15 protein-coding genes and 1 pseudogene are annotated in these 18402 nt (G+C 67.0%); 7 read left to right on the top strand and 9 right to left on the bottom strand.

Features of this window, described 5'->3' with window-relative positions; all coding sequences use genetic code 11:
- Positions 1 to 122: 122 nt before the first annotated feature.
- A complete protein-coding gene (locus tag IU476_RS29945) occupies positions 123 to 1298 on the bottom strand; it encodes an MFS transporter (protein ID WP_324194426.1) in 1176 nt (391 codons plus the stop codon).
- Between the two features lie 139 nt (positions 1299 to 1437).
- On the opposite strand from IU476_RS29945, the gene IU476_RS29940 reads away from it, so the two are divergent.
- Positions 1438 to 2325, top strand: a complete 888-nt coding sequence (locus IU476_RS29940; RefSeq protein ID WP_195105638.1) for a LysR family transcriptional regulator — start codon at positions 1438 to 1440, stop codon at positions 2323 to 2325.
- Between the two features lie 13 nt (positions 2326 to 2338).
- On the opposite strand, the gene IU476_RS29935 is transcribed toward IU476_RS29940, so the two are convergent.
- Complete coding sequence (locus tag IU476_RS29935; protein WP_195105637.1) at positions 2339 to 5308, bottom strand: P-loop NTPase; 2970 nt, start codon at positions 5306 to 5308, stop codon at positions 2339 to 2341.
- A 615-nt stretch (positions 5309 to 5923) separates the two neighbouring features.
- On the opposite strand from IU476_RS29935, the gene IU476_RS29930 reads away from it, so the two are divergent.
- A complete protein-coding gene (locus IU476_RS29930; protein ID WP_195105636.1) occupies positions 5924 to 6799 on the top strand; it encodes a helix-turn-helix domain-containing protein in 876 nt (291 codons plus the stop codon).
- A gap of 67 nt (positions 6800 to 6866) precedes the next feature.
- On the opposite strand, the gene IU476_RS29925 is transcribed toward IU476_RS29930, so the two are convergent.
- Positions 6867 to 7088 (bottom strand): DUF397 domain-containing protein, encoded by a 222-nt coding sequence (locus IU476_RS29925; protein ID WP_195105635.1) that lies wholly within the window; start codon positions 7086 to 7088, stop codon positions 6867 to 6869.
- Positions 7089 to 7237: 149 nt separating this feature from the next.
- Here IU476_RS29925 and IU476_RS29920 point away from each other — a divergent pair, with 149 nt between their 5' ends.
- From IU476_RS29920 to IU476_RS29905, 4 genes are read left to right on the top strand one after another with little or no spacing between them, the layout of a single operon-like run.
- Positions 7238 to 8179 carry an AfsR/SARP family transcriptional regulator gene (locus IU476_RS29920; RefSeq protein WP_195105634.1) on the top strand — a complete coding sequence of 314 codons (942 nt, stop codon included), beginning with the start codon at positions 7238 to 7240 and terminating at the stop codon, positions 8177 to 8179.
- Positions 8179 to 10218 (top strand): hypothetical protein, encoded by a 2040-nt coding sequence (locus tag IU476_RS29915; protein WP_195105633.1) that lies wholly within the window; start codon positions 8179 to 8181, stop codon positions 10216 to 10218. Before IU476_RS29920 ends, IU476_RS29915 begins: the two co-directional genes overlap by 1 nt.
- A complete protein-coding gene (locus IU476_RS29910) occupies positions 10215 to 11378 on the top strand; it encodes a hypothetical protein (protein ID WP_195105632.1) in 1164 nt (387 codons plus the stop codon). Before IU476_RS29915 ends, IU476_RS29910 begins: the two co-directional genes overlap by 4 nt.
- Positions 11368 to 12807 (top strand): DUF4407 domain-containing protein, encoded by a 1440-nt coding sequence (locus IU476_RS29905; protein WP_195105631.1) that lies wholly within the window; start codon positions 11368 to 11370, stop codon positions 12805 to 12807. Before IU476_RS29910 ends, IU476_RS29905 begins: the two co-directional genes overlap by 11 nt.
- A 14-nt stretch (positions 12808 to 12821) precedes the next feature.
- Here the strand turns inward: IU476_RS29905 and IU476_RS36435 are convergent, their stop codons facing one another.
- Positions 12822 to 13304 (bottom strand): SRPBCC family protein, encoded by a 483-nt coding sequence (locus IU476_RS36435; RefSeq protein WP_228824556.1) that lies wholly within the window; start codon positions 13302 to 13304, stop codon positions 12822 to 12824.
- Positions 13305 to 13307: 3 nt separating this feature from the next.
- Positions 13308 to 13622 (bottom strand): annotated as a pseudogene (locus IU476_RS36430) (ArsR/SmtB family transcription factor); the annotation flags it as partial.
- A 30-nt stretch (positions 13623 to 13652) separates the two neighbouring features.
- Here IU476_RS36430 and IU476_RS29895 point away from each other — a divergent pair.
- A complete protein-coding gene (locus IU476_RS29895) occupies positions 13653 to 14543 on the top strand; it encodes a class I SAM-dependent methyltransferase (RefSeq protein WP_324194424.1) in 891 nt (296 codons plus the stop codon).
- On the opposite strand, the gene IU476_RS29890 is transcribed toward IU476_RS29895, so the two are convergent.
- From IU476_RS29890 to IU476_RS29875, 4 genes are all read right to left on the bottom strand, one after another.
- Positions 14540 to 14878 carry a hypothetical protein gene (locus IU476_RS29890; RefSeq protein ID WP_195105628.1) on the bottom strand — a complete coding sequence of 113 codons (339 nt, stop codon included), beginning with the start codon at positions 14876 to 14878 and terminating at the stop codon, positions 14540 to 14542. The two genes, IU476_RS29895 and IU476_RS29890, sit on opposite strands and share 4 nt — an antisense overlap.
- A 265-nt stretch (positions 14879 to 15143) precedes the next feature.
- Entirely contained in the window at positions 15144 to 15740 is a 597-nt protein-coding gene (locus IU476_RS29885) for an SMI1/KNR4 family protein (RefSeq protein WP_195105627.1), read from the bottom strand.
- 25 nt (positions 15741 to 15765) lie between these two features.
- Positions 15766 to 17181, bottom strand: coding sequence for a DNA/RNA non-specific endonuclease (locus IU476_RS36425; protein WP_228824532.1), 1416 nt, complete (start codon positions 17179 to 17181; stop codon positions 15766 to 15768).
- A 320-nt stretch (positions 17182 to 17501) separates the two neighbouring features.
- Entirely contained in the window at positions 17502 to 18122 is a 621-nt protein-coding gene (locus IU476_RS29875) for a hypothetical protein (protein ID WP_195105626.1), read from the bottom strand.
- Between the last annotated feature and the right edge of the window lie 280 nt (positions 18123 to 18402).

The raw sequence follows: 18402 nt of genomic DNA, 5'->3' as shown, positions 1-18402 counted from the left end.
GCTCCCACTGCTTGTCCGTCAGCACCTGGTACCGATCACCGGTCAGTGTCGCCACGGCGACCATAATGCATGACCGGCCCGCTGTTCGGGCTGGTCATGCAAAATCTATTGGGAGACAGGCCCTAGCCGCGGGACCGTGCCGTGCCGGCGGAGAGCAGCGCGACGCCGGTCAGGGCGATGCCGAACCAGACCGCACCCGGGATGCCGAAGCCGTCGGCGGCCAGACCGCCGAGCAGCGCGCCGACGGCGATGGCGATGTTGTAGGCCATGGTGTTCAGTGACATCGCGGCCTCGAACGTGTCCGGCGCCGCGGCGAGCATCATGTTCACCTGGCACAGGTTCGCGGCGCCGAACGAGATGCCCCACAGCACGATCGACACCGTCAGCCCGGCCAGGGTGTGCCCGGCGGCGAGCAGCAGGACCAGCGACGCGACGAGTCCGGAGCAGGCGACGACGAACGTGGCCCGCAGGTTCGTGTCGACCGTGCGCTCGGCCACGAAGTTGCCGATCGCGCCGCCGACGCCGAACACGATCAGCAGGCCGGTCACCCACGCCGCCGACGCCGCGGCGTGCTGTTCCATGAACGGCCGGATGAAGGTGTAGGCGCCGAAATGCCCGAGCACGTACAGCGTGACGGTGAACATCACCGCGCGCAGCCCGCGGTTGGCGACCGGCAACCGGAACACCTCGCGGACGGGGACGGCGCTGCTCGACGGCAGTGACGGCACCAGCGCCAGCACCGCGACGAACACCGCCACACTCAGCGCGCTCCAGATCAGGAAGGTCGATCGCCAGCTGGTCAGGCCCTCGATGAGCGTGCCCAGCGGCATGCCGACGACGGTGGCGATCGACATTCCCGCCAGCACCACGGCGGCGGCCCTCGGCGCCTTGTCCTCGGGCACCAGCCGCATCGCCATGCTGACACCGATCGCCCAGAACACGCCGTGCGCGAAGCCCATCAGCAACCGCACGGCGAGCAGGACGGCGAAGTTCGGGGACAGCGCGGTGATCAGGTGACCGACGGCGAGGATCACGAGCAGACCGGCCAGCAGCGCGTGCCGGTCCACCCTGCGGGTCCAGGCGACGATGAACGGCACGCCGACGCCGGCCGAGATGCCGTAGAGGGTGACCATCATCGCGGCCGCGCCGACCGATACCGACAGGCCGGCGCCGATCGGGGTCAGCAGTCCGATGGGCATCAGTTCAGTGGTCACGAACACGAACAGGCTCGCCGTGATCGCGGCGACGCCGAGCCATGCCCGCACCGGCGAGCGAGACGTTCGAGTATCTGTAGTCACGACAAATCCCTTCCAGGCAGTTTCGAACTCGATGAGCCGCCCCGAGAGCGGTCACCGGGCCTTCACAGTGTCGATCTACCTGCGTCGATCTGTCCAAGACATGGTTGCCATACCAGCCATCTCGGATCACGATGGAGGCATGGAGCTCAATCAGATGCGCTACGTCGTCGCCGTCGCCGAGACCGGCAGCTTCACCCGCGCCGCGCAGCGGTGCCTGATCGTGCAGTCCGCGCTCAGCCATCAGGTCGCACGCCTGGAAAAGGAACTGGGCGCGCGGCTGTTCGACCGATCCAGCCGCCACGTCCGCCTCACCCCGGCCGGAGCGGCGTTCCTGCCCGCTGCCCGCCAATGCCTCGCCGCCGCCGAACGAGCCGGCGCCGAAGTCGCCGCCGCCGTCGGCGAAGTCCGCGGCAGTCTCGGCGTCGGGCTCATCCCCACCGTCGCCGCCGTCGACATCCCCCGCGCGCTGCGCGACTACCGCGAGCGCTTCCCCGAGGTCCGCATCAACCTCCGCGTCGGCGCCAGCGAGCATCTGCTCGACGAGGTCAAGAACGGCACCGTCGATCTCGCCTTCCTCGGCCTGCCCACCGCGGCCGCTCTCGACGGAGTCCGCTCACGCGAGCTCGCTCGTGACCGCCTCGTCGCTGTCGTCGCCCCGGAACACCCACTCGCCCAAGAGGATTGCGTCGACCTCCAGCGACTGTCCGCCGAAGTGTTCGTCGATCTCCCCGCCCGCACCGCCGGACGCGAGCAGTCCGACCGAGCCTTCGCCGCGGCCGGGCTCACCCGCAACGTCGCCTTCGAGGTCACCACCGCCGACTTCATGATGGCCCGGCTCATCCAGCACAATCTCTGCATCGCCATGCTCGCGTCCACCTACGCACCCCAACTGCCCGGCTTGACCACCGTCGACATCACCGACGGCCCGGAACGTGTCGAGTACCTGATCTGGAACGAACCCCGACTTACCCCGGCCGCCAACGCTTTCCTGCACCTGCTCGGTACGCCGGTGGGTACCGGGTCCTGAGCGGGCGCGTCGGTTATCGGACGCGGTCGATGTAGGCGGTGGAGGTGGCGATCAATGCGGGGAGTGTGTGGAGGAGGGTGTTCAAAAGGCGGTGGGGGTCGGTTTCGACGCCGATACGGGCCATACCTTCTTCGCGGCGGTCGGTGACCATGTATTCGATTGCGTCCCAGAGGGATGCGTGGCGGTGTGCGAACATCCACAGGTGGTAGACGTCGTAAGTGACCGTAACCAGTGGGGTGCCGGGTAGTCCTATTCGGAAGCTGTGGGGTGCGTCAGCGCTGTTGCCCAGGCCGATTCCGAGGGGCTCGATCTGGTGCCGGTAGGCGAACGATCGGGATTGCTCGGCGTCCTGTCGTGAAAGCTCTACGAGCAGTCCGAACTCGAGCAAGGTGTCGATATTCTCGTCGACCTTCTCCGGAGTCAGTTCGCGGGCTTCGTGTTTGATCCGGTCGCGCCGGGGCGGGTCCTCGATGATCGTCGTCGGGTCGCCGTGTGCGAGGGCCCAGACTCTCAGTTCTTCATGGCCCAAGCCGAAAATCCCGTCGGCAAAGCGGATTTCATAGGAGTCGGGGCGACCGCTCTCGGGGGTGAACAGGGGGCCGACCGAATGCCCGACCGGGATGAGGATGGGTTCGGTTCCGTGCGGGTACCACTCGCGGTTGTCCGAAGACGCTTGCGGGGCAGGTGTTTCCGGCAGACAACCGGTGATGAACTCGTTGAGTTCCCGACGGAGTTCGTCCTCGCGATCGAACAGTGCGCCCAGCTCTTGCCCGGTCGGCGACGTCCGTGAGGTGCGAATACGGAATGCTTCGGCCCAATACAGAGATCGGAGGTGGTGTGTCTGCCCGGCGCCGATGAGATTGCGGTAGTCGTTGATGGCGTGGGTGATCTGAGCGCGCGCTTCGGTGTCGTGCCCGGCCTCGTGCGCGAGGTCGGCAACCAGGGAACGGGCGGCGGCCAGGTCGGCGAGATGGTCGTGGCGTCCTGATGCGATCGCCTCGGTGTAGTGGTCGACGGCCTTGCGCGCGGACGCGAGCGCCGCGTCGGCCGCCGCCGTGGCGTCGTAGGCCTCGGCGAGCCGGAGGCAGGCCCAGGCGCGCTCCTCGGGGCCGCAGTCGTCGTCGAGCGAACGAAGATGGTGCTCCCACAACGTCACTGCCAACCGGGCACATTCCGGACGATCGGACGGCAGGTGTTCGGCGGCGCGGCGGGCTGCCTCCGCGGAGGCGGGCGCGAAATGCGATTCGATGATCTGGATGATCGGCTCGGGGGCGGCGAGCTTGGCGGCAACGGCACAGGCGGCCGGGACAAAGGTTTCCGGGAATCGCCGCAGTAATGCACGCACGCCGTCGACGACCCTGTCGCGAGCGGGTATAGGAGGATTTCCCGGGGAATGATCGGGCAGGCCCGCCGCGTCGGCCAGCACACCCATCGCGTACGCGGCCTGGAGTTCGGTCGCTCCGGCCGAGAACGGGCGGCAGATCAATTCGATGAATTGCTCCGTGGTGCGTTCGGAAGCGGCGAGGTCGACGATGAGCGTTTCGCCCAATCGGTTCGGCCGCAACGGATCCCAGAACCGGCCGGAGTGCGGCGCGGTGCTCGGATAGACCTCGTGCAGCGCTGTCGTGCAACGGTGGGCGAACTCCGCGTCGTCTTTCGAGCTGTCGAGTGCGTGGCGAAGAATCTGCTCGGCTTGTCGCGCACTCCCGGCCGGATACAGCGCGGGGACCACGAGAATACGATCGATGACATCTTCGGCCTGCGCCGCAGTGCTCTCCGCTGCTCTGCGCTGGCTGCGTATCCACTTCGCCCACCATTGCCGCTCGTGGCGTAGGACGCCATGAAGCGGTCCCCGCGGATCTATGCGGTTCGGCGGGGCGTGGTGTTCCTTCTCGTGCAGGACGACGCTGAGCGCGGCGGCGTGCAGGGCGAGAATGCTGTGGTCGCCCGCTGAGGCTTCGGTCAGAACGGGCGGGACCGATTCGGGTCCTCGTCCGGTGACGGCGAGATGAAAATGCTTGTACGCGTCTGTGAGTAACGTTCTTCGGTCGCCTTCGTCCGCGATGTCGCCGAGCGTAATCGGCTCCGCGTCGATCGAATTGCCGACGTCCGGGTCGTCGATCAATTTTCGCCACCAAGGACCGACCGTGCGAGCCAGCAAGATGATTCGGACATCGGGACCGCCCGTCGTGTGGAGTCGCACCAGAAACTCGGGAAGTGCGGCGGCCCAGTCCTCGGCGTCATCTATGCACAACAGCACACGCGCCTGCGGCCGGATCTCGCCGAGCAACTCGCCGAGTTCGGGTAGCAGGCCGAGCGAACGGGTCGGCAGCTGGCCGACAATCCAGTCCGGATCTCGTGCCAGGGTCACGCCCAGTTCGATTCCGAGGCGGGTTTTGCCGGTTCCACCGGGTCCGTGGACGACCCGTACGAACTGCTGGGCAGCATGGCCGCACCAACGCGTGAGGACGGCAAGTTCCGGCCTGGGCGCGAACTCGACCACACGGCGCGCCGGGTCCAGGTAGTACGACGGCGTCCGATGAACTTCGTCGACAGGTGGCACGGTCGGTGATCGCAGCAGCTGCGTCAGCCGCTGTCCGTTGGGATCGGCGCTGCGGTGTTCCGAACGCCACAGCGGCGTGGGCTGTTCGGTGGCCAGTGCGTCGGCCAGTCGTTCGAGTTCCTTCTCCCAGAAGGCCGGGAGCGTCGGCACCGACACCGGTCGACCCTTGCGCTCGGCTTCGCCGCGGCATATTCGCACCCAAACGCGGACGACGTCGCCATCCGGCGCGCCTTTGATCTTGCGACCGTTCTCTATCTCGTTGATTCGAGTGGCGCTGAGCGTTTTTCCCCACTTCGCCAATTCCGGGGACATGGATCTGGCGAGCTGCACGCAACTGAGGCCCGACTGCTGCCGCAGCATCTTCAGCGACAAGCAGAACTGAGCCAGCGGACCGTCCTCGGCAGCAGGCGATTCCGTCACCCGACACTCCCCACGTTCGACACCCGTTCGAACCCACCCAGCACAGCGATCCAGTGACCAGCGAAAAGCAACGCCCGACGTTCGAATCCATTCGGCCCGAACGCTCGACTCCACTACAGCACGAGACGCTGGCGGCAGCGGGAAAACACGAGGAAACGGAGCGACACGATGACCCAAGCGCTCGAACTGGCAACAGTGACTGCCCAATTGCTGACCGCCGCCATCGTATTGCGTCGAACGATCGGTGCGTCCGGCTGTCGAACGCGTCCGACGCGTCCCTCCCGGCGCTGGTATCGGAGACGCCGGGGGCCTCGGCGAACTCAGCTGTGACCGGCAGTGGCGCTGGAAAGCTGCGGGAGCGTTGCGGCGGTCGTGATCGAGTTCTGCGGCGGTGCGCTGTCGTCTCCTGGAAGAGCGGCTCGACAGCGGGGCTATGACGCGGTGGCGAACGCCGAGCCGTCGGCGACGCGGGCAGCCGGTGCCCACGCCCGCTGAACGTCGAAGTTCGTGATTCAGTTGTTGCAACAGTGACTCTTGACTGATGCGAATCATGCTGGTTCGATCAGAATCATTATGGGTCACAGGAATCAGGCGGATGGCGGTAGCGCGGAGACGATGGCAACCGGCGGGCACGAGGTCGCCGAGCCCACCCCGCGGCGACGGCTTGCGGCGGAGTTGCGACGGCTGCGCGATCTGGCCGGCATCTCCGGTCGTGACCTCGCGCCCGTGATCGGTATCAGCCAATCGACGCTGTCGCGAATCGAGAACGGAGCGATCGTTCCGTCCATGCCGCAGGTGACCAAGTGGGCCACGGCGGTCGGGGTGTCCGGCGAGGCGGAACTCGCCCTGCGCCGGCTGACCGAGGCGGCGCACTCACCCGCGATCGACTCCCGGGAGCACGCCCTCGAGACCCGCGCCCACCTGCAGGACGACGTCCGTGAACGCGAAGAAGCGGCCCGCCTGGTACGGAACTTCCAGCCCTTCCTCATCCCCGGGCTACTGCAGACGGCCGAATACGCGCGCCGTGTGTTCTCGAACTACCAAAAGCCTTACGCACCCGAGGATCTCGCTGCCGCCGTGGCCAGTCGCCTGCATCGCCAGCTCGTGCTGTACAACCCGGAGAAGCGATTCGAATTCCTGATCACCGAGGCCGCCCTGCGGTATCGGCCCGGACCGCACCGCATGCTGCTCGGCCAGCTGGACCGGCTCGCCTCGATCGAGACTCTGGACAATGTGACCTTCGGCCTGATTCCGCAGGACGTCGAGGCGACCGCCACCATCCCGCACGGCTTCGTCATCTACGAGAACACCGATCACACTCTCGCGGCGACCGAAACGATCGCGGGCAACCTGATCGCACTCGCGCCCGAAGTGATCGAGCTGCATCAGCAACGCTGGGATTCCCTGTGCGGCATGGCGCTTTTCGACGATGCGGCCCGGGGTTTCCTGCACAAGGTGCGGACCGAAGTCCTGCGCGCGGCGAGAGACTGACATGGACACGGCGGCGGACCGAGGGGTGGTGGTGTCGCGGCGTCCGTGCCGCGACACCACCGTGCCGTCACTCGCCGAAGTCGAACTCTCCGGCGCGCACCCCGGCGAGGAATGCCAGCCATTCCGACAGGGTGAACCACAGCATCGGGCTCAACAGGTCCTTGGAATCGCGGACAGCGATCCAACCGTCGAGCCACGCCACCTCGACACAGTCGCCGGCGCCGTCACTGAACGTGCTCTTGGCGAACCTGCCGTCGAAATCTTCCTCGCGGAACTCGTTGCCGCTCATGACTTCTCCTTTCCCCGGAGGCCGGTTGCCTCCTTCACGCACTCCAGGAAAGGCCCTCGCACTGGGTCGGAACATTGGAAACCGATAGGCGCACAACTGAATTCGGATGGGTAGCCCGCTGGGCAAGCAGCAGGATCGATGAGGACGAAATGACAATCGCGAATCGCACACCCCGCCCTGCGGTCGTTCGCTTTCGGCTACTGGGCCCGGTCGAGGCCGAGGCCGACGGGATCGTCCGGCCGCTCGGGGCGCCTCGACTGCGCGCCATGCTCGTCGCACTGCTGCGCGCCACGGGCAATCCGGTACCGAGAGGCGAACTGATCGACTGGATCTGGGAGGATCCCCCCGATTCGGCCAACGAGGAGCTCAACAGCCTCGCCTCCCGGCTCCGCAAGGTGCTCGAGCCCCTCGGATTCCGCGACAGGCTCGACGGCCGGCACGGTGAATACCGACTCGACATTCCGCCGGAATACGTTGACGTGCACCAGTTCACGGTCCTCGTGGACCGCTCCCGGCAGGCGGAGGACGACGAGACCGAACGCTCGTATCTCGCCGCGGCGATCCAATTGCACCGTGGCATACCGTTGTCCGGCTTGCGCGGCACTCGTGTCGACGGGTATCGCGTGTGGCTACAGGCGGAGCACCGGGCCGCGCTGATCCGGCTGAGTCACCTCGAGGTGCTCCACGGCCGGGCTCTCACCTGGGTCCCCAAGCTCACGCAGATGTTCGACGAGTCCCCCGACGACGCACTGCTGACCGAGACCTACATGAGCGCGTTGTTCCGCACCGGCCGCAGCTTCGATGCCCTGCAGGTCTACCAGCGATATGCCACCTGCATGCGGGAAGGTCTCGGACTCGACCCGCACGAGGCGCTGACCGCGCTCGCCGACCGGATTCGGCGGGAGTCCGCCGACCTCGGGAACGGGTCGCGTTCGGCGACCGAAGATCCGGACCCCGCCGAACCTCGGTCCGGTCCCGTGGATTCGGGTGTGCCGGAATCCGGCGACGCACCCGCGCCGTCCGTGGTGAACCACGTGGGCACGATCAGTGCCGACAATGTGGTGCTCGGCGTCCAGTATCGGAGTCACTGATGAACCCGGACGACACCGATCCCGAGCAGGCGCCACGGCGGGACGGCGAGGAGACACCTGCGCCCGATAGTGCGAAACCTACTGCGGAGACGTCGAATACGGTTCACACCGTCATTGATTCGGTGATGGCGGAGAACGTCTTCATCGGCGTACAGGCCACCCACGCCGAGCAGCGGCTGCGCACCGCTACCGGCAAGATTCCCGAGAGCGACATCACGGAAGCGCTGGCAACGTTCGTCACGCCGAATTGCTACAGCATCGCCGCCGCGGCCCTCGCCGAGCACCGCATGGTGTTGCTGCACGGCCCGCCCGGGGCCGGAAAGCGCACCGCCGCTCTGAAACTCGTGCGTGAGCGGATCCGGACACCGCTCGTCTCGCTGTCCCCGCAGCAGCACGACGTCGCCACGCTCGCCGACCGCAATTACACCGGTCGCGGATATGTCATCGTCGATCTGCACTTCGAAACCGAGTCCGCGCGTGCCGATTTCGACCTCGGACGGCTCCGCGACAAGCTGACGGCGGCGGACGCGTATCTGGTCATCACGACCACGACCAGGCCGCAGCTGCAGTCCGACCTCCTCGTCCCGGTCGAGTGGCGCGCTGCCGATCCCCTCGCGGTGATCGAGGCTCATCTCTCCCGCCCACTGGCCGAGCAGACGCGCGTGTCACTGCGCACCGTGCTCAACGGCGCGACATCGATGCGCGACCTCACCGGGCTGGCCGAGCGCCTGGGCAAGGGCATGCCGGTGGAGGAGGCCGTCGAACATCTCGACCTCACCGCTCGCCACACCGTCGCGGCGTGGTTCGACAACCGTCCCGATCGACGTCAGGTGGCGGAGGTGACCACCCTGGCCTTCGCGCGCGGCTCCGACCCGCGGACCTTCGACACGATGCTGGCACAGCTCACCAGCTGCTTGAATGTCGCTGTCCCACTACCACGATCGACCGCGGAGGTGCCCCCGGAGACCGCTTTTCCGCAAGGCCGCGCCGGGCTCGATCGGCCGCAGGGGCTGATCACGAGAGAATCCGTCGATTCGCCGACCGGCCCGCGGTCGCGCATCGACTTCCGGATGGACGCCTACCAGAGGCATGTGCTGGAGATCCTCTGGAATCTCATGGAAGTGGATTTCTGGGACGGTGTGCGCGCCTGGCTGGATCGGGTGAATTTGAGCACTGCGGCACAACAACTCATGGTCGCCGACGGTCTGACAGCGCTCGCGGAGGCCGACTTCCCCGAGGTCTACGACATATTGCGGCGCTGGTCGGGTGGTACGCGCGGTGCCAACGGTCAGGTCACCGCTGGAATGGTGCTGCAGCGCATGGCGTTTCGCGATCGGCTGGCACCAGCCGCGCTCGGGGTGGCGAGCACTTGGATGCACCAGAACGACGATGCCCGGCAATGGGTGGCCGCAATGAGCCTGACCGGTGAACTCGGCGTGCGCTATCCCCATGACGCCACCGGCCAACTGTGGCGGCTGTGCGGCCGCATCTATTCCGATGCCGGCACCATCACACGGTTGTTCGGCTGGCTCTTCGCCAATCTGGTCGAGGCACAACGCAACCCGAGCATCCTGTTGCATTTCCTCGCCGACCGCTCGGCCGATTCCGAGGCCGACCGCTCCGCTCCCGAGGGAATGGTGATCGGGACGTCCGCCGGGATCGCGATCCTTCGGGCGCGCGGGATGGACGGCGGCTCGTCGGTGGCCCGATACCTCGAGCAATTCGACGACTGGACGGGCCTGGTGCGCCTGATGGTGAATGTCGTGCGCTACCGCCCCACCAGGCTCGACGCCATGGAGGCCCTTTTCCGGGCCCTCGACGCGTTGGCGGCGCAGACGTCCCGTGCGTCCGAATACGCGTCCTTGCTCGGCAAGCGGCTCGCCGAGCAGGCCGATTTCGCCGAGGTGGCGGACCTGCGCGACGAACTCGCCTGGGTCGCCGGCCAATTCGACAAGCCCCACGAGCGCACGACCGCGCTACTCGAGGTGCTGCTCGAGGCCCTCGTCCAGACCGTAACTCCGGAAGGAACCTACCGATGACCCTGAACTATCCGATCGTCGAACACCGCGCATTCGACGCCGTTCCGCAGCCGAAGCGATTCGGTGGACTGGGAAAGCTGCTGCCCGCCAATCGGACCCGGACCCCCGACGAGGTGCCGCGCCGACAGGGTAACCACCGGCTGGTGTACCGGGTGGGGGGCGAATTCGTGCTCGACAACTTCGCACTGGCCCTGAATTCGCCGACCGTGCTGGCGGCCACCGACGTCAGTGTGGTCGATGTCGCGCGCGACACCACGGTGGTGGTGAGTTTCGAGATCCCCTCGAAGGACGCGGGCGTATTCACCGTTCGCGCCCGATTCCTCGCCACGGTCACCGACGAGATCGCGGTGGTGCGCGCGGGGACCGCCGATCTCGCGGAGGCGCTGGCGAGCTATCTGTCCGGCCACTACCCGTTCCAAGAGGTCGGGCAGTCGCACACGCTCGACGAGTTCAACGACGTTCGTTTGCTGGTCAATGCGCGGGCCAAAGCGTTCACCACGTTCATGCCGCCGACCCTGCCCGGGCTGAACCTGCGGTTCGCCAGCGCCGAGGTGCTCACCCCCCAGGAGAGCGTAGGTTTCTTCGACTCGGTGCGCACCGAGACCTATCGGACGAAGTTCGCGGAGATTCAACAGCGCAATGCGCAACGGGAGGAACTCGACCGCACCATATTCGAGCACACCACCGCGGACCTCACGCAGACCAGCCGAAACGAGCTGGCGGACAAACAGCTCCGCCACGACCTCGATCGCTACAACGCGATGTCCGCCGAGGTGCCCGCCGACCTGATGAGCCTCATGCTCTACGCCGCGGCGACCGGGCAGATGCCCTACCCGGAACTCATCGAATCCGTGCGCCAAATCCAGCGCGACACGGACGAATACAACCGAGTCAAGGCCACGCGCGAATGGGAGGCCGCCCGCGCGGACAACCACATCGACCGGGAGGCCGCGGTTCAGGTGATTCTCGAGCTGATCAAGGGCAGGCACCTGAGCACCCGGTCACTGCCCGGACTGGAAACCGCGATCCAGCGGATTCTCACCGGCTCGGCGGAGCCGCCCGTAGCCGACGAGAACGGCGCGCGCGGCCTGCCGCCCGACAGCGGCGAATCGCCGAACAAGAACGAGATCGTGGAAGTGAGAGAAGAAGATGACCGCTGACCCGCAGACCTCCCGCGGCCGCGAAAAAGTCAACGGCCACCACCGGCCGCCGCCCGGGGTGTCGTCGCAGGACACCGATGGCGATCGGGCCGGCCGGGCGAATTCGCGGTCGGCGCGTTGGCTCCGGTCTCGGGCCGGCATCGACGAGACGATTCTCGATTGGGTGCCTTTGGATCGTCCCCGGTACACCCTGCTCGGCACCATCATCGTCAATACCGGTGTGCTGGCGGGAATCTCGCTCATCCTCGCGCTGGCCGGGCTGGTGCGCGGCTGGTGGATATTGCTCCTGATTCCGTTCGGGGCGTGCTGGGGTTGGCTGATCATGACGCTCGACCGCTGGTTGATCGCGAGTACCCACGGCATCCCGCAACGATCCAAACTGGCGATTTTCGCTCCACGACTGGCCATCTCCTTCCTGCTCGGCTTCGCCATCGCGGAACCGCTCGTGCTGTGGATTTTTCAGGTTCCCATCCGCAATGAGGTCGCCGAGCACCGCAAGGCCGAAATCGACGCATACGAAAGCCTTTTGAAGACCTGCAATCCCGTCACGGGCAGCGCACCGGCGGGGCCCGACTGCGCGGCGAATCAGGTGATCATTCCCGATTCGCCGACCGCCATCGAGCACGAACTGTCCGGCACCAACGCTCAAATCCTGGACCGGAAGGCCAAGGCCGACAGCGCGCGAGCGCGTTTCGACGAACTGAACGACCGTGCCCAGAAGGAATGCGCCGGGACCTCGGGTCCGGGCCTCACCGGGGAGAAAGGCGTCGGCGACCAGTGCAGGCGCGATCGCGCAGACGCCGACGACTTCCGGGAGACCAGTCGGCTCGACCAGCAGGAATCGGATCTGATCGCGCTGCAGAACGCTGTCGGCCCGATCGAACAGCGGCTCAGCGCTGCCCGAAGCACCGCAGGCACCGAGATCGCGACGGCCGTCACCACCAAGGTTCAGCAGAAGCGCGACAACCTCAGGGACCGCGGGATTTTGGATGATATCGCGGCGCTCGGGCGGCTCACGGAGCAGAGCTGGGCCGTGTTCATCGGCAGCTGGGTTGTGCGGCTGCTGTTGGTCGCCCTGGACTGTATGCCCGTGCTGAGCAAGATGATCAGTGGCACCACGAGCTACGACACCATGGTCGATCGGCAATCCGCCTCGGCTAATCGGCGTCATGCCGCCCATGTACAGCACGCGGAGCGCGATTACATGGCGGATCTCGAGGTCGAAAACCAGATCGTCGAGCTGCGGCTGCGCAATCGTTCCGAGGATCTGCTGAGCCAGCACCGCTTCGGTCACGCGCAGCGCGCCACGGATGTCTATGACCAGATGGAGAAGTACGCCAAGACTCTCGAAGACCGCTATCGGCGTGATCCGTCGAGCATGGTGGGCAACGGGGTCGAGCCGGCCGTCGGGACGCCTTCGGGCAGTTGAGAACTGCTGGTTCCTCAGCCTTCCTGCTCGACGACGTCGGCGTAGCGCTGTAGGTAGACGGGCCAGCCGCCCTGTTCGCCGACGCCCGCGCGGACGGCTTGCCAGCCGTCGCCGTGGCGGTCGATGTTGCGGTGTTCGAGTTCGACGCGGGTGCGGGTGGGGGTTTCGGCGGTGAAGCGGACCTCCACCTCGCTGGTTTTGTCGGGGTCGGGCTCGATCTGCCAGCGGCCGTTGATATCCCAGCTGAACACCACGCGGTTCGGGGGATCGTAGGCGAGCACGCGGGCCCAGCGGCACACGCTGCCGTCCTCGCCGCGGTCGTAGATGTGGCCGCCGACGCGGGGCTCGAAGACCGTCTCGGCGATCGGTACGGCGAGGAGGTTGTGTTCGCGCGGTTTGATCGCGTCGAACCTTTCGGTGAACAGGGCGAACGCGCGCTCCAAGGGCGCGTCGACCACGATCTGCAACTGCACCGGCTCGGCTTGTGTCTGTGTCATGATTTCTCCCGAATCTTGTTCCACCACTTGTTGATACGTCGCGAGGGCGCGTTCCCAGAACCGGTCGAGCTGAGCGCGCAACGCGCCCACCCCATCCGGATGCAACTGGTAGATCCGGCGTGTTCCCACGGCCCGATCGATCACCAGCCCCGCGTCCTTGAGCACCTTCAGATGCTGCGAGACCGCAGGACGGCTGATCGGCAACGCGCGCGCGAGTTCACCGACCGCCTGCGGCCGCTCGGCCAGGCGCTCCAGGATCGTGCGCCGCATGCGGTCCGCGAGCGCACCCCATTCATCTCCAGCTTGGTAAGTGTCTACGAACCGTAAGTCAACGCTTACCGAAGGAGAATGTCAATAGGTGCACATGCGTTCAGCGAGCAGACTCGGCCCCACGAGGGGAGCGTGATGTGGTCGCCGTTCTGGTTGACTGCACGGGTGGATTGGGTGCGTGAGTTCTACTCCAGGAGTGGTGCGTGGTGGGGCAAGGCCGAGGCGCGGGTCACCGATCGGGACGAGCGCCGGGTGGAACTGCTTCGAACACACGGGGTTTCGCGCGGGCGAGTGCTCGAGCTGGGGTCGGGGTACGGCACGACGGCGGTGGCCGCCGCGCGGGCCGGGTTCGAGGTCACGGCGATCGAGATCAGTGACCGGGCGGACTTCACGAGCGAGCTGGCGGGTGACGTCGCCCCGGGCGGGTTGACCCTGCACAAAGCGGACTTCTACACGGCAGAACCGGGCGCACAGTTCGATGCCGTCTGTTACTGGAACGGGTTCGGGGTCGGCTCGGACACGGATCAGCGGCGGCTGCTCGAACGGATCGCGGCGGAGTGGCTCGCGCCGGGTGGGGTGGCTCTGGTCGACGTCTTCAATCCCTTCGTCTGGGCCGGGTGGGACGGCGACGAGGAACATCGGCTGCCGGACGCCGCGGCCGGCTACGACTATGAGCTCAGGGAGCGGATTCGGTTCGATCCGGTGACCTGCACGGCGATCGACACCTGGTGGGAGCCCGATGCGCCGGACCGCGTCATCACGCAGGCGCTGCGCTGCTACACGCCCGCCGACCTCGTGCTGCTGCTCACCGGCACCGGACTGACGCTGACGGAAATCGTTGTCGGAGAACAGCTTACGGCCGTAGCGCCGCATCCGGGACTGGCGGGTCTGCTGCGGGAGGAGTTCGAGTATCTTGCGATTCTGCGGCGGACGATCGACGACGGGCGGAAACGGCCGACCGGGCGCTAGGCCCCGGCGCGGCCGGTGAGGCGGGTCCAGGCTGCTGTTGCGCGGCTGCGGTGTTTGCCGGTTGAGCGGGGGCGGGCTGCTTGTGTCTGCGGAGGCGGGGGTGGTGTGACGTTGTCGCAGAAGGTGGTTGCGGGGGGTGGTGTGGTGTTGTCGCGCGAAGTGGTTGCGGACCAGGCTGCCGGGGACGGGGTGGGGATGATCGGCAGGCGGAGGGTGGGGGCGTCGTCGAAGCGGTCGACTTCGGCGCGCAGTTGGGCGAAGAAGGCGTTCAGGGATCCGTAGCGGGCGCTCACCTCGCTCACGAAAGTCAGCACCTCCGACCGCGACTTCAACACTGGCCCCTCCTTCATCCGGTTGCCGCTTCGCCCGAGCACTCCCGCCGGATGTGGTGTCGGTGGGGCTACTCGCGACCAACTTAGCAAACGATTCGCAAACTTGCTTACCGCAGATGTCGGTTTGTTTTCGCGGTAGCGTGCCCCGGCTCAAAGGTATTTCAGGACACAGTCCTAGGGTCGTTCGCGATGCTTCGTTCTGGAAGAAACAGCTGTGCGGGCATCGAAGGAGATGCCCGCACAGCTATTGAACAGCTAAATTGGGTGGTCAGCTCGCGACGGAGTCGATGCGGGCGGTGACGGGGGCGGCCGGGTCGGTGGGGTCGTAGGTTTCGGCGAAGGGGTGGCGGCCGTCGGGGAGGACGGTGTCGAGGTTCCACAAGGGGATGGGGGCGGTGCGGCGGGTGAGCCAGTCACGGAGGTACTCGGTGACGGTGCCGGGGTAGTAGCCCCAGTCGAATTTATCGATGTCGGTGAAGATCAGGGTCCAGCGCGACGGGTCGGGGTCGTGGGCGTCCCAGAGGCAGTAGTCGCCGCCGAAGGAACCGCCCCACTGGATCAGAGTCGACGGGTCGGTCGATACGCCGGGCGGGACGTCAGTCGGTGGGTTGCCGAATTCGTTGTCGCCGAGGGGCTCTCGGGCGGCGAGGGTGACCTCGGCGAGGTCGAGCCACGGTTCGGTGGCGGGGCGGAACAGGCGCAGTGCGTTGCAGAATCGCACGTCTCCGTAGGCCGCGAGGAGTCGTTTGAAGTCGTCGGGCAGGGCGGGGACGCTGAGGCGCTGTTCGACCGTGGTCCAGTCGAAGGTGGTGGCGGCGCCGGGCGGTGGGGGGAGCAGGGTGGTGAGGTCATCCAGTGCGGTCATCGGTTCGGATCTTCCTGTGCCGGTGTCAGTAGTTCTGGACGTAGGTCGGTGGCAGATTCCAGCCCTGGTCACCCCATGCCTGGAGCAGATAGTAGTCGGGGATGACCTTGTCGTCGGTGTAGATCGGGACCTTGACGTAGGTGACGTTCTGGGCCGGTACGCCTTCGATGTCGCCTTGCACGATCTTGCCGAGGTACTGCTCGTAGACGCGCATCGCGCCGGTGTTCGTCGACCCGAGTTCGGGGGCGAGGAACTGGGGGATGTTGCCGGGGCCGCCGTACTGGTTGGGCCAGAGGTGGCCGCGCTGGTAGGCGCCGGTGGCGCCGGGGACGTCGATGGTGGGGACGCCGGTGCGGGGGCTCTTGGCGCCGGCGGCGTCGAGGTAGCCGTAGGAGCCGGTCGGGCGGCCGAGGGCGTCGAGGGGGCCGGCGACCGCGCGGGTGTTGCCGGGGCCGGCGTAGAGGGCGGGGCCGCTGTTGCTGGTCGCGCCGGTGCCGGTGAGGTCGGGCAGACGGTAGATCTGGCCGTTGCCCGAGTTCGACGGTGCCGGAACGGCTTTCGCGACGTCCAGCAGGCGGGGTGCGGAGGCGAAGAACTCCTGCTGCGTGCTCGTCATGCCGGGCTGGCCGGGCGGGGTGTTGAGTCCGGGTGCTTGCATGGGTTCGGTGGGGGCCGGGGTGAAGCGGGGGTTCGTGGCCACGCTACCGGGTAGGGGCGAAGGGGCCTTCAGGGTGGCTCCGGCGGCGGTGGCCGGGTTGTAGGCGGTGCCGGGTTGGATGGTCGGCGGGGCGAGGATCTGCGACGGGCGTACCGGGACCGGGAGGGGTTGCGTGATCACCGGGGCCGCCGGGGCGGCGGGGGAGGCCTTCAACGCGGGGGCGCCGGTGCCCGGTGCGGGGGTCGGCGGGCCGGGGATCCTCGGTGCGGGTGCGGGTGCGGGTGCGGGTGCGGGTGCGGGTGCGGGTGCGGGTGCGGGGGCAGGGCCGGGTGCCGGGGCGGGCTTCGGTGCGGGTGCTGGACCAGGTGCGGGTGCGGGTGCCGGGCCAGGTGCGGGTGCGGGTGCGGGGTTGGGTGCGGGTGCGGGCTTGGGGGTGTTGGGCGGGGGTGGGCCGCCTACCTCGGGGACGTCGTGGCCTTGCGAACGGCATTGCTGGGCTTGCGCATTCAGGGCGGCGGCTTCGGCGTTGCCGCGCTCGGCTTCCGCGTTGTAGGCGGCGACGGCGGCCGGGTCGTTCTGGTTGGGCGGGTTGGCGTTGTGCGCCGCGGCGGCCTGGTTGTGGGCTTGGATCTGGCCGACCAGCGCCTCGCAATCCACCGGGTCCGCGAGTGCGGCCGGAGCGAGCAGACCGACGATCGCGGCCAGCCCGACCAGCAGCACGATCAAGACGCGCGCGAAATGCCCTGAGCGCGTTCCCTCGCCGCCGCGCCGAGACCCACGCACAGAGCCGACCGTGCCGTGCTCTCGGTTCGGTCGAATTCCGGGCCGGGTTTCTGCCACGGCTTCGAACACGGCTTGCGATGTCTCATGAAAGCCGTCATCGGCACCCGACTCGAATTCCGCGCGGGCGTGCAGCTTTCGGCACATCCGCGTAGTCCGAGCCGACTCCGTGGTGGTTCTCGGGTGTAGTCGCACGCCGGCAAGCACGCTGGTCTCCCGCATTGTCTGTCCCCCAAACAATTTCGTTCTCGAACTTTTCGAGAATGTCAGGGTGACGGGCGGGGCTTAACGATCTCTTGGTGACCGCTTGCCGACCAGGCCGCTCAACCGGCCGGATGGTTGAGCACGACCTGCAATCCGTCGACGAAGGTGTCGATATCGGGCCGGTAGATGTTCTGATCGGCGGCCGTGGCGTCGACCGACATGCTGATCGGATACACCAAATCTCCTGCGGGGTAATCGAATCCGAGGAACTCGCGGTAGTGGTCGGCACCGTCGGAATCGGCCTCGGACAGAATTCCGCCGGACCGGGTGCCGTTCCCACCGCACACCTGGACGTCCCCGGATCGCCACTGCCGCCATCTGCCTTGATACGCCTTGACCACAGTGACGTTTTCGGCAGCGCGGCGCGGAGTGGACACGCTCAAAGCGACGGTCGCGCTACCCATCCGACCCGCGTGCCGATCGGCACGCAACACGAACGCGTCTCCTTCCGCCGGCGCCACCTGCCAGTCCCGCAGCTGTGGAAGTTGGAGCGTGAAGGGCAGGCCGGGCCGCACCCCGGCGGTGAACACGGAACCGACTGCCGCACCCGCATCACAGCCCGTGCGAATCGGCGCAGCCCACATCGTCTCCGGCCGCTCCGGCGAATCCGACACCGACTTCCCACTCGCGGTCACACTCGCCGCCACGATGCCGACCAGCACCAGCAGCCGAGTCCTCATCACAGGTCGAACCTATCCGGCCCCCGGCACTCCGGGAAGGTCGCTCTGCCGGGAGAACAATTTGTAGGTGTGGAGCCAGTTGGAGCGTTTGGGTAGTGCCGGACGCGTGTGGCGGGCGAGTCGAAGCCGATTCGCAAGCAATGTGCTGGGGCCACATTTCGAGCAGGTGTGCCGGGATCGGGCCCTACGAAGCTGATCCGGAATTGTTCGCGGAGCTACCAGCCAAGGTCGGGCACGGGGTGGCGTACGACGCGAGTACGCGCACCAGTCACGAGGTCGA

The organism is Nocardia blacklockiae (genome assembly GCF_015477355.1).
Taxonomy (GTDB): Bacteria; Actinomycetota; Actinomycetes; order Mycobacteriales; family Mycobacteriaceae; genus Nocardia; species Nocardia blacklockiae.
Note: the sequence above shows the minus strand (reverse complement) of the source record. Positions and strands in the feature narration are given on the sequence as shown.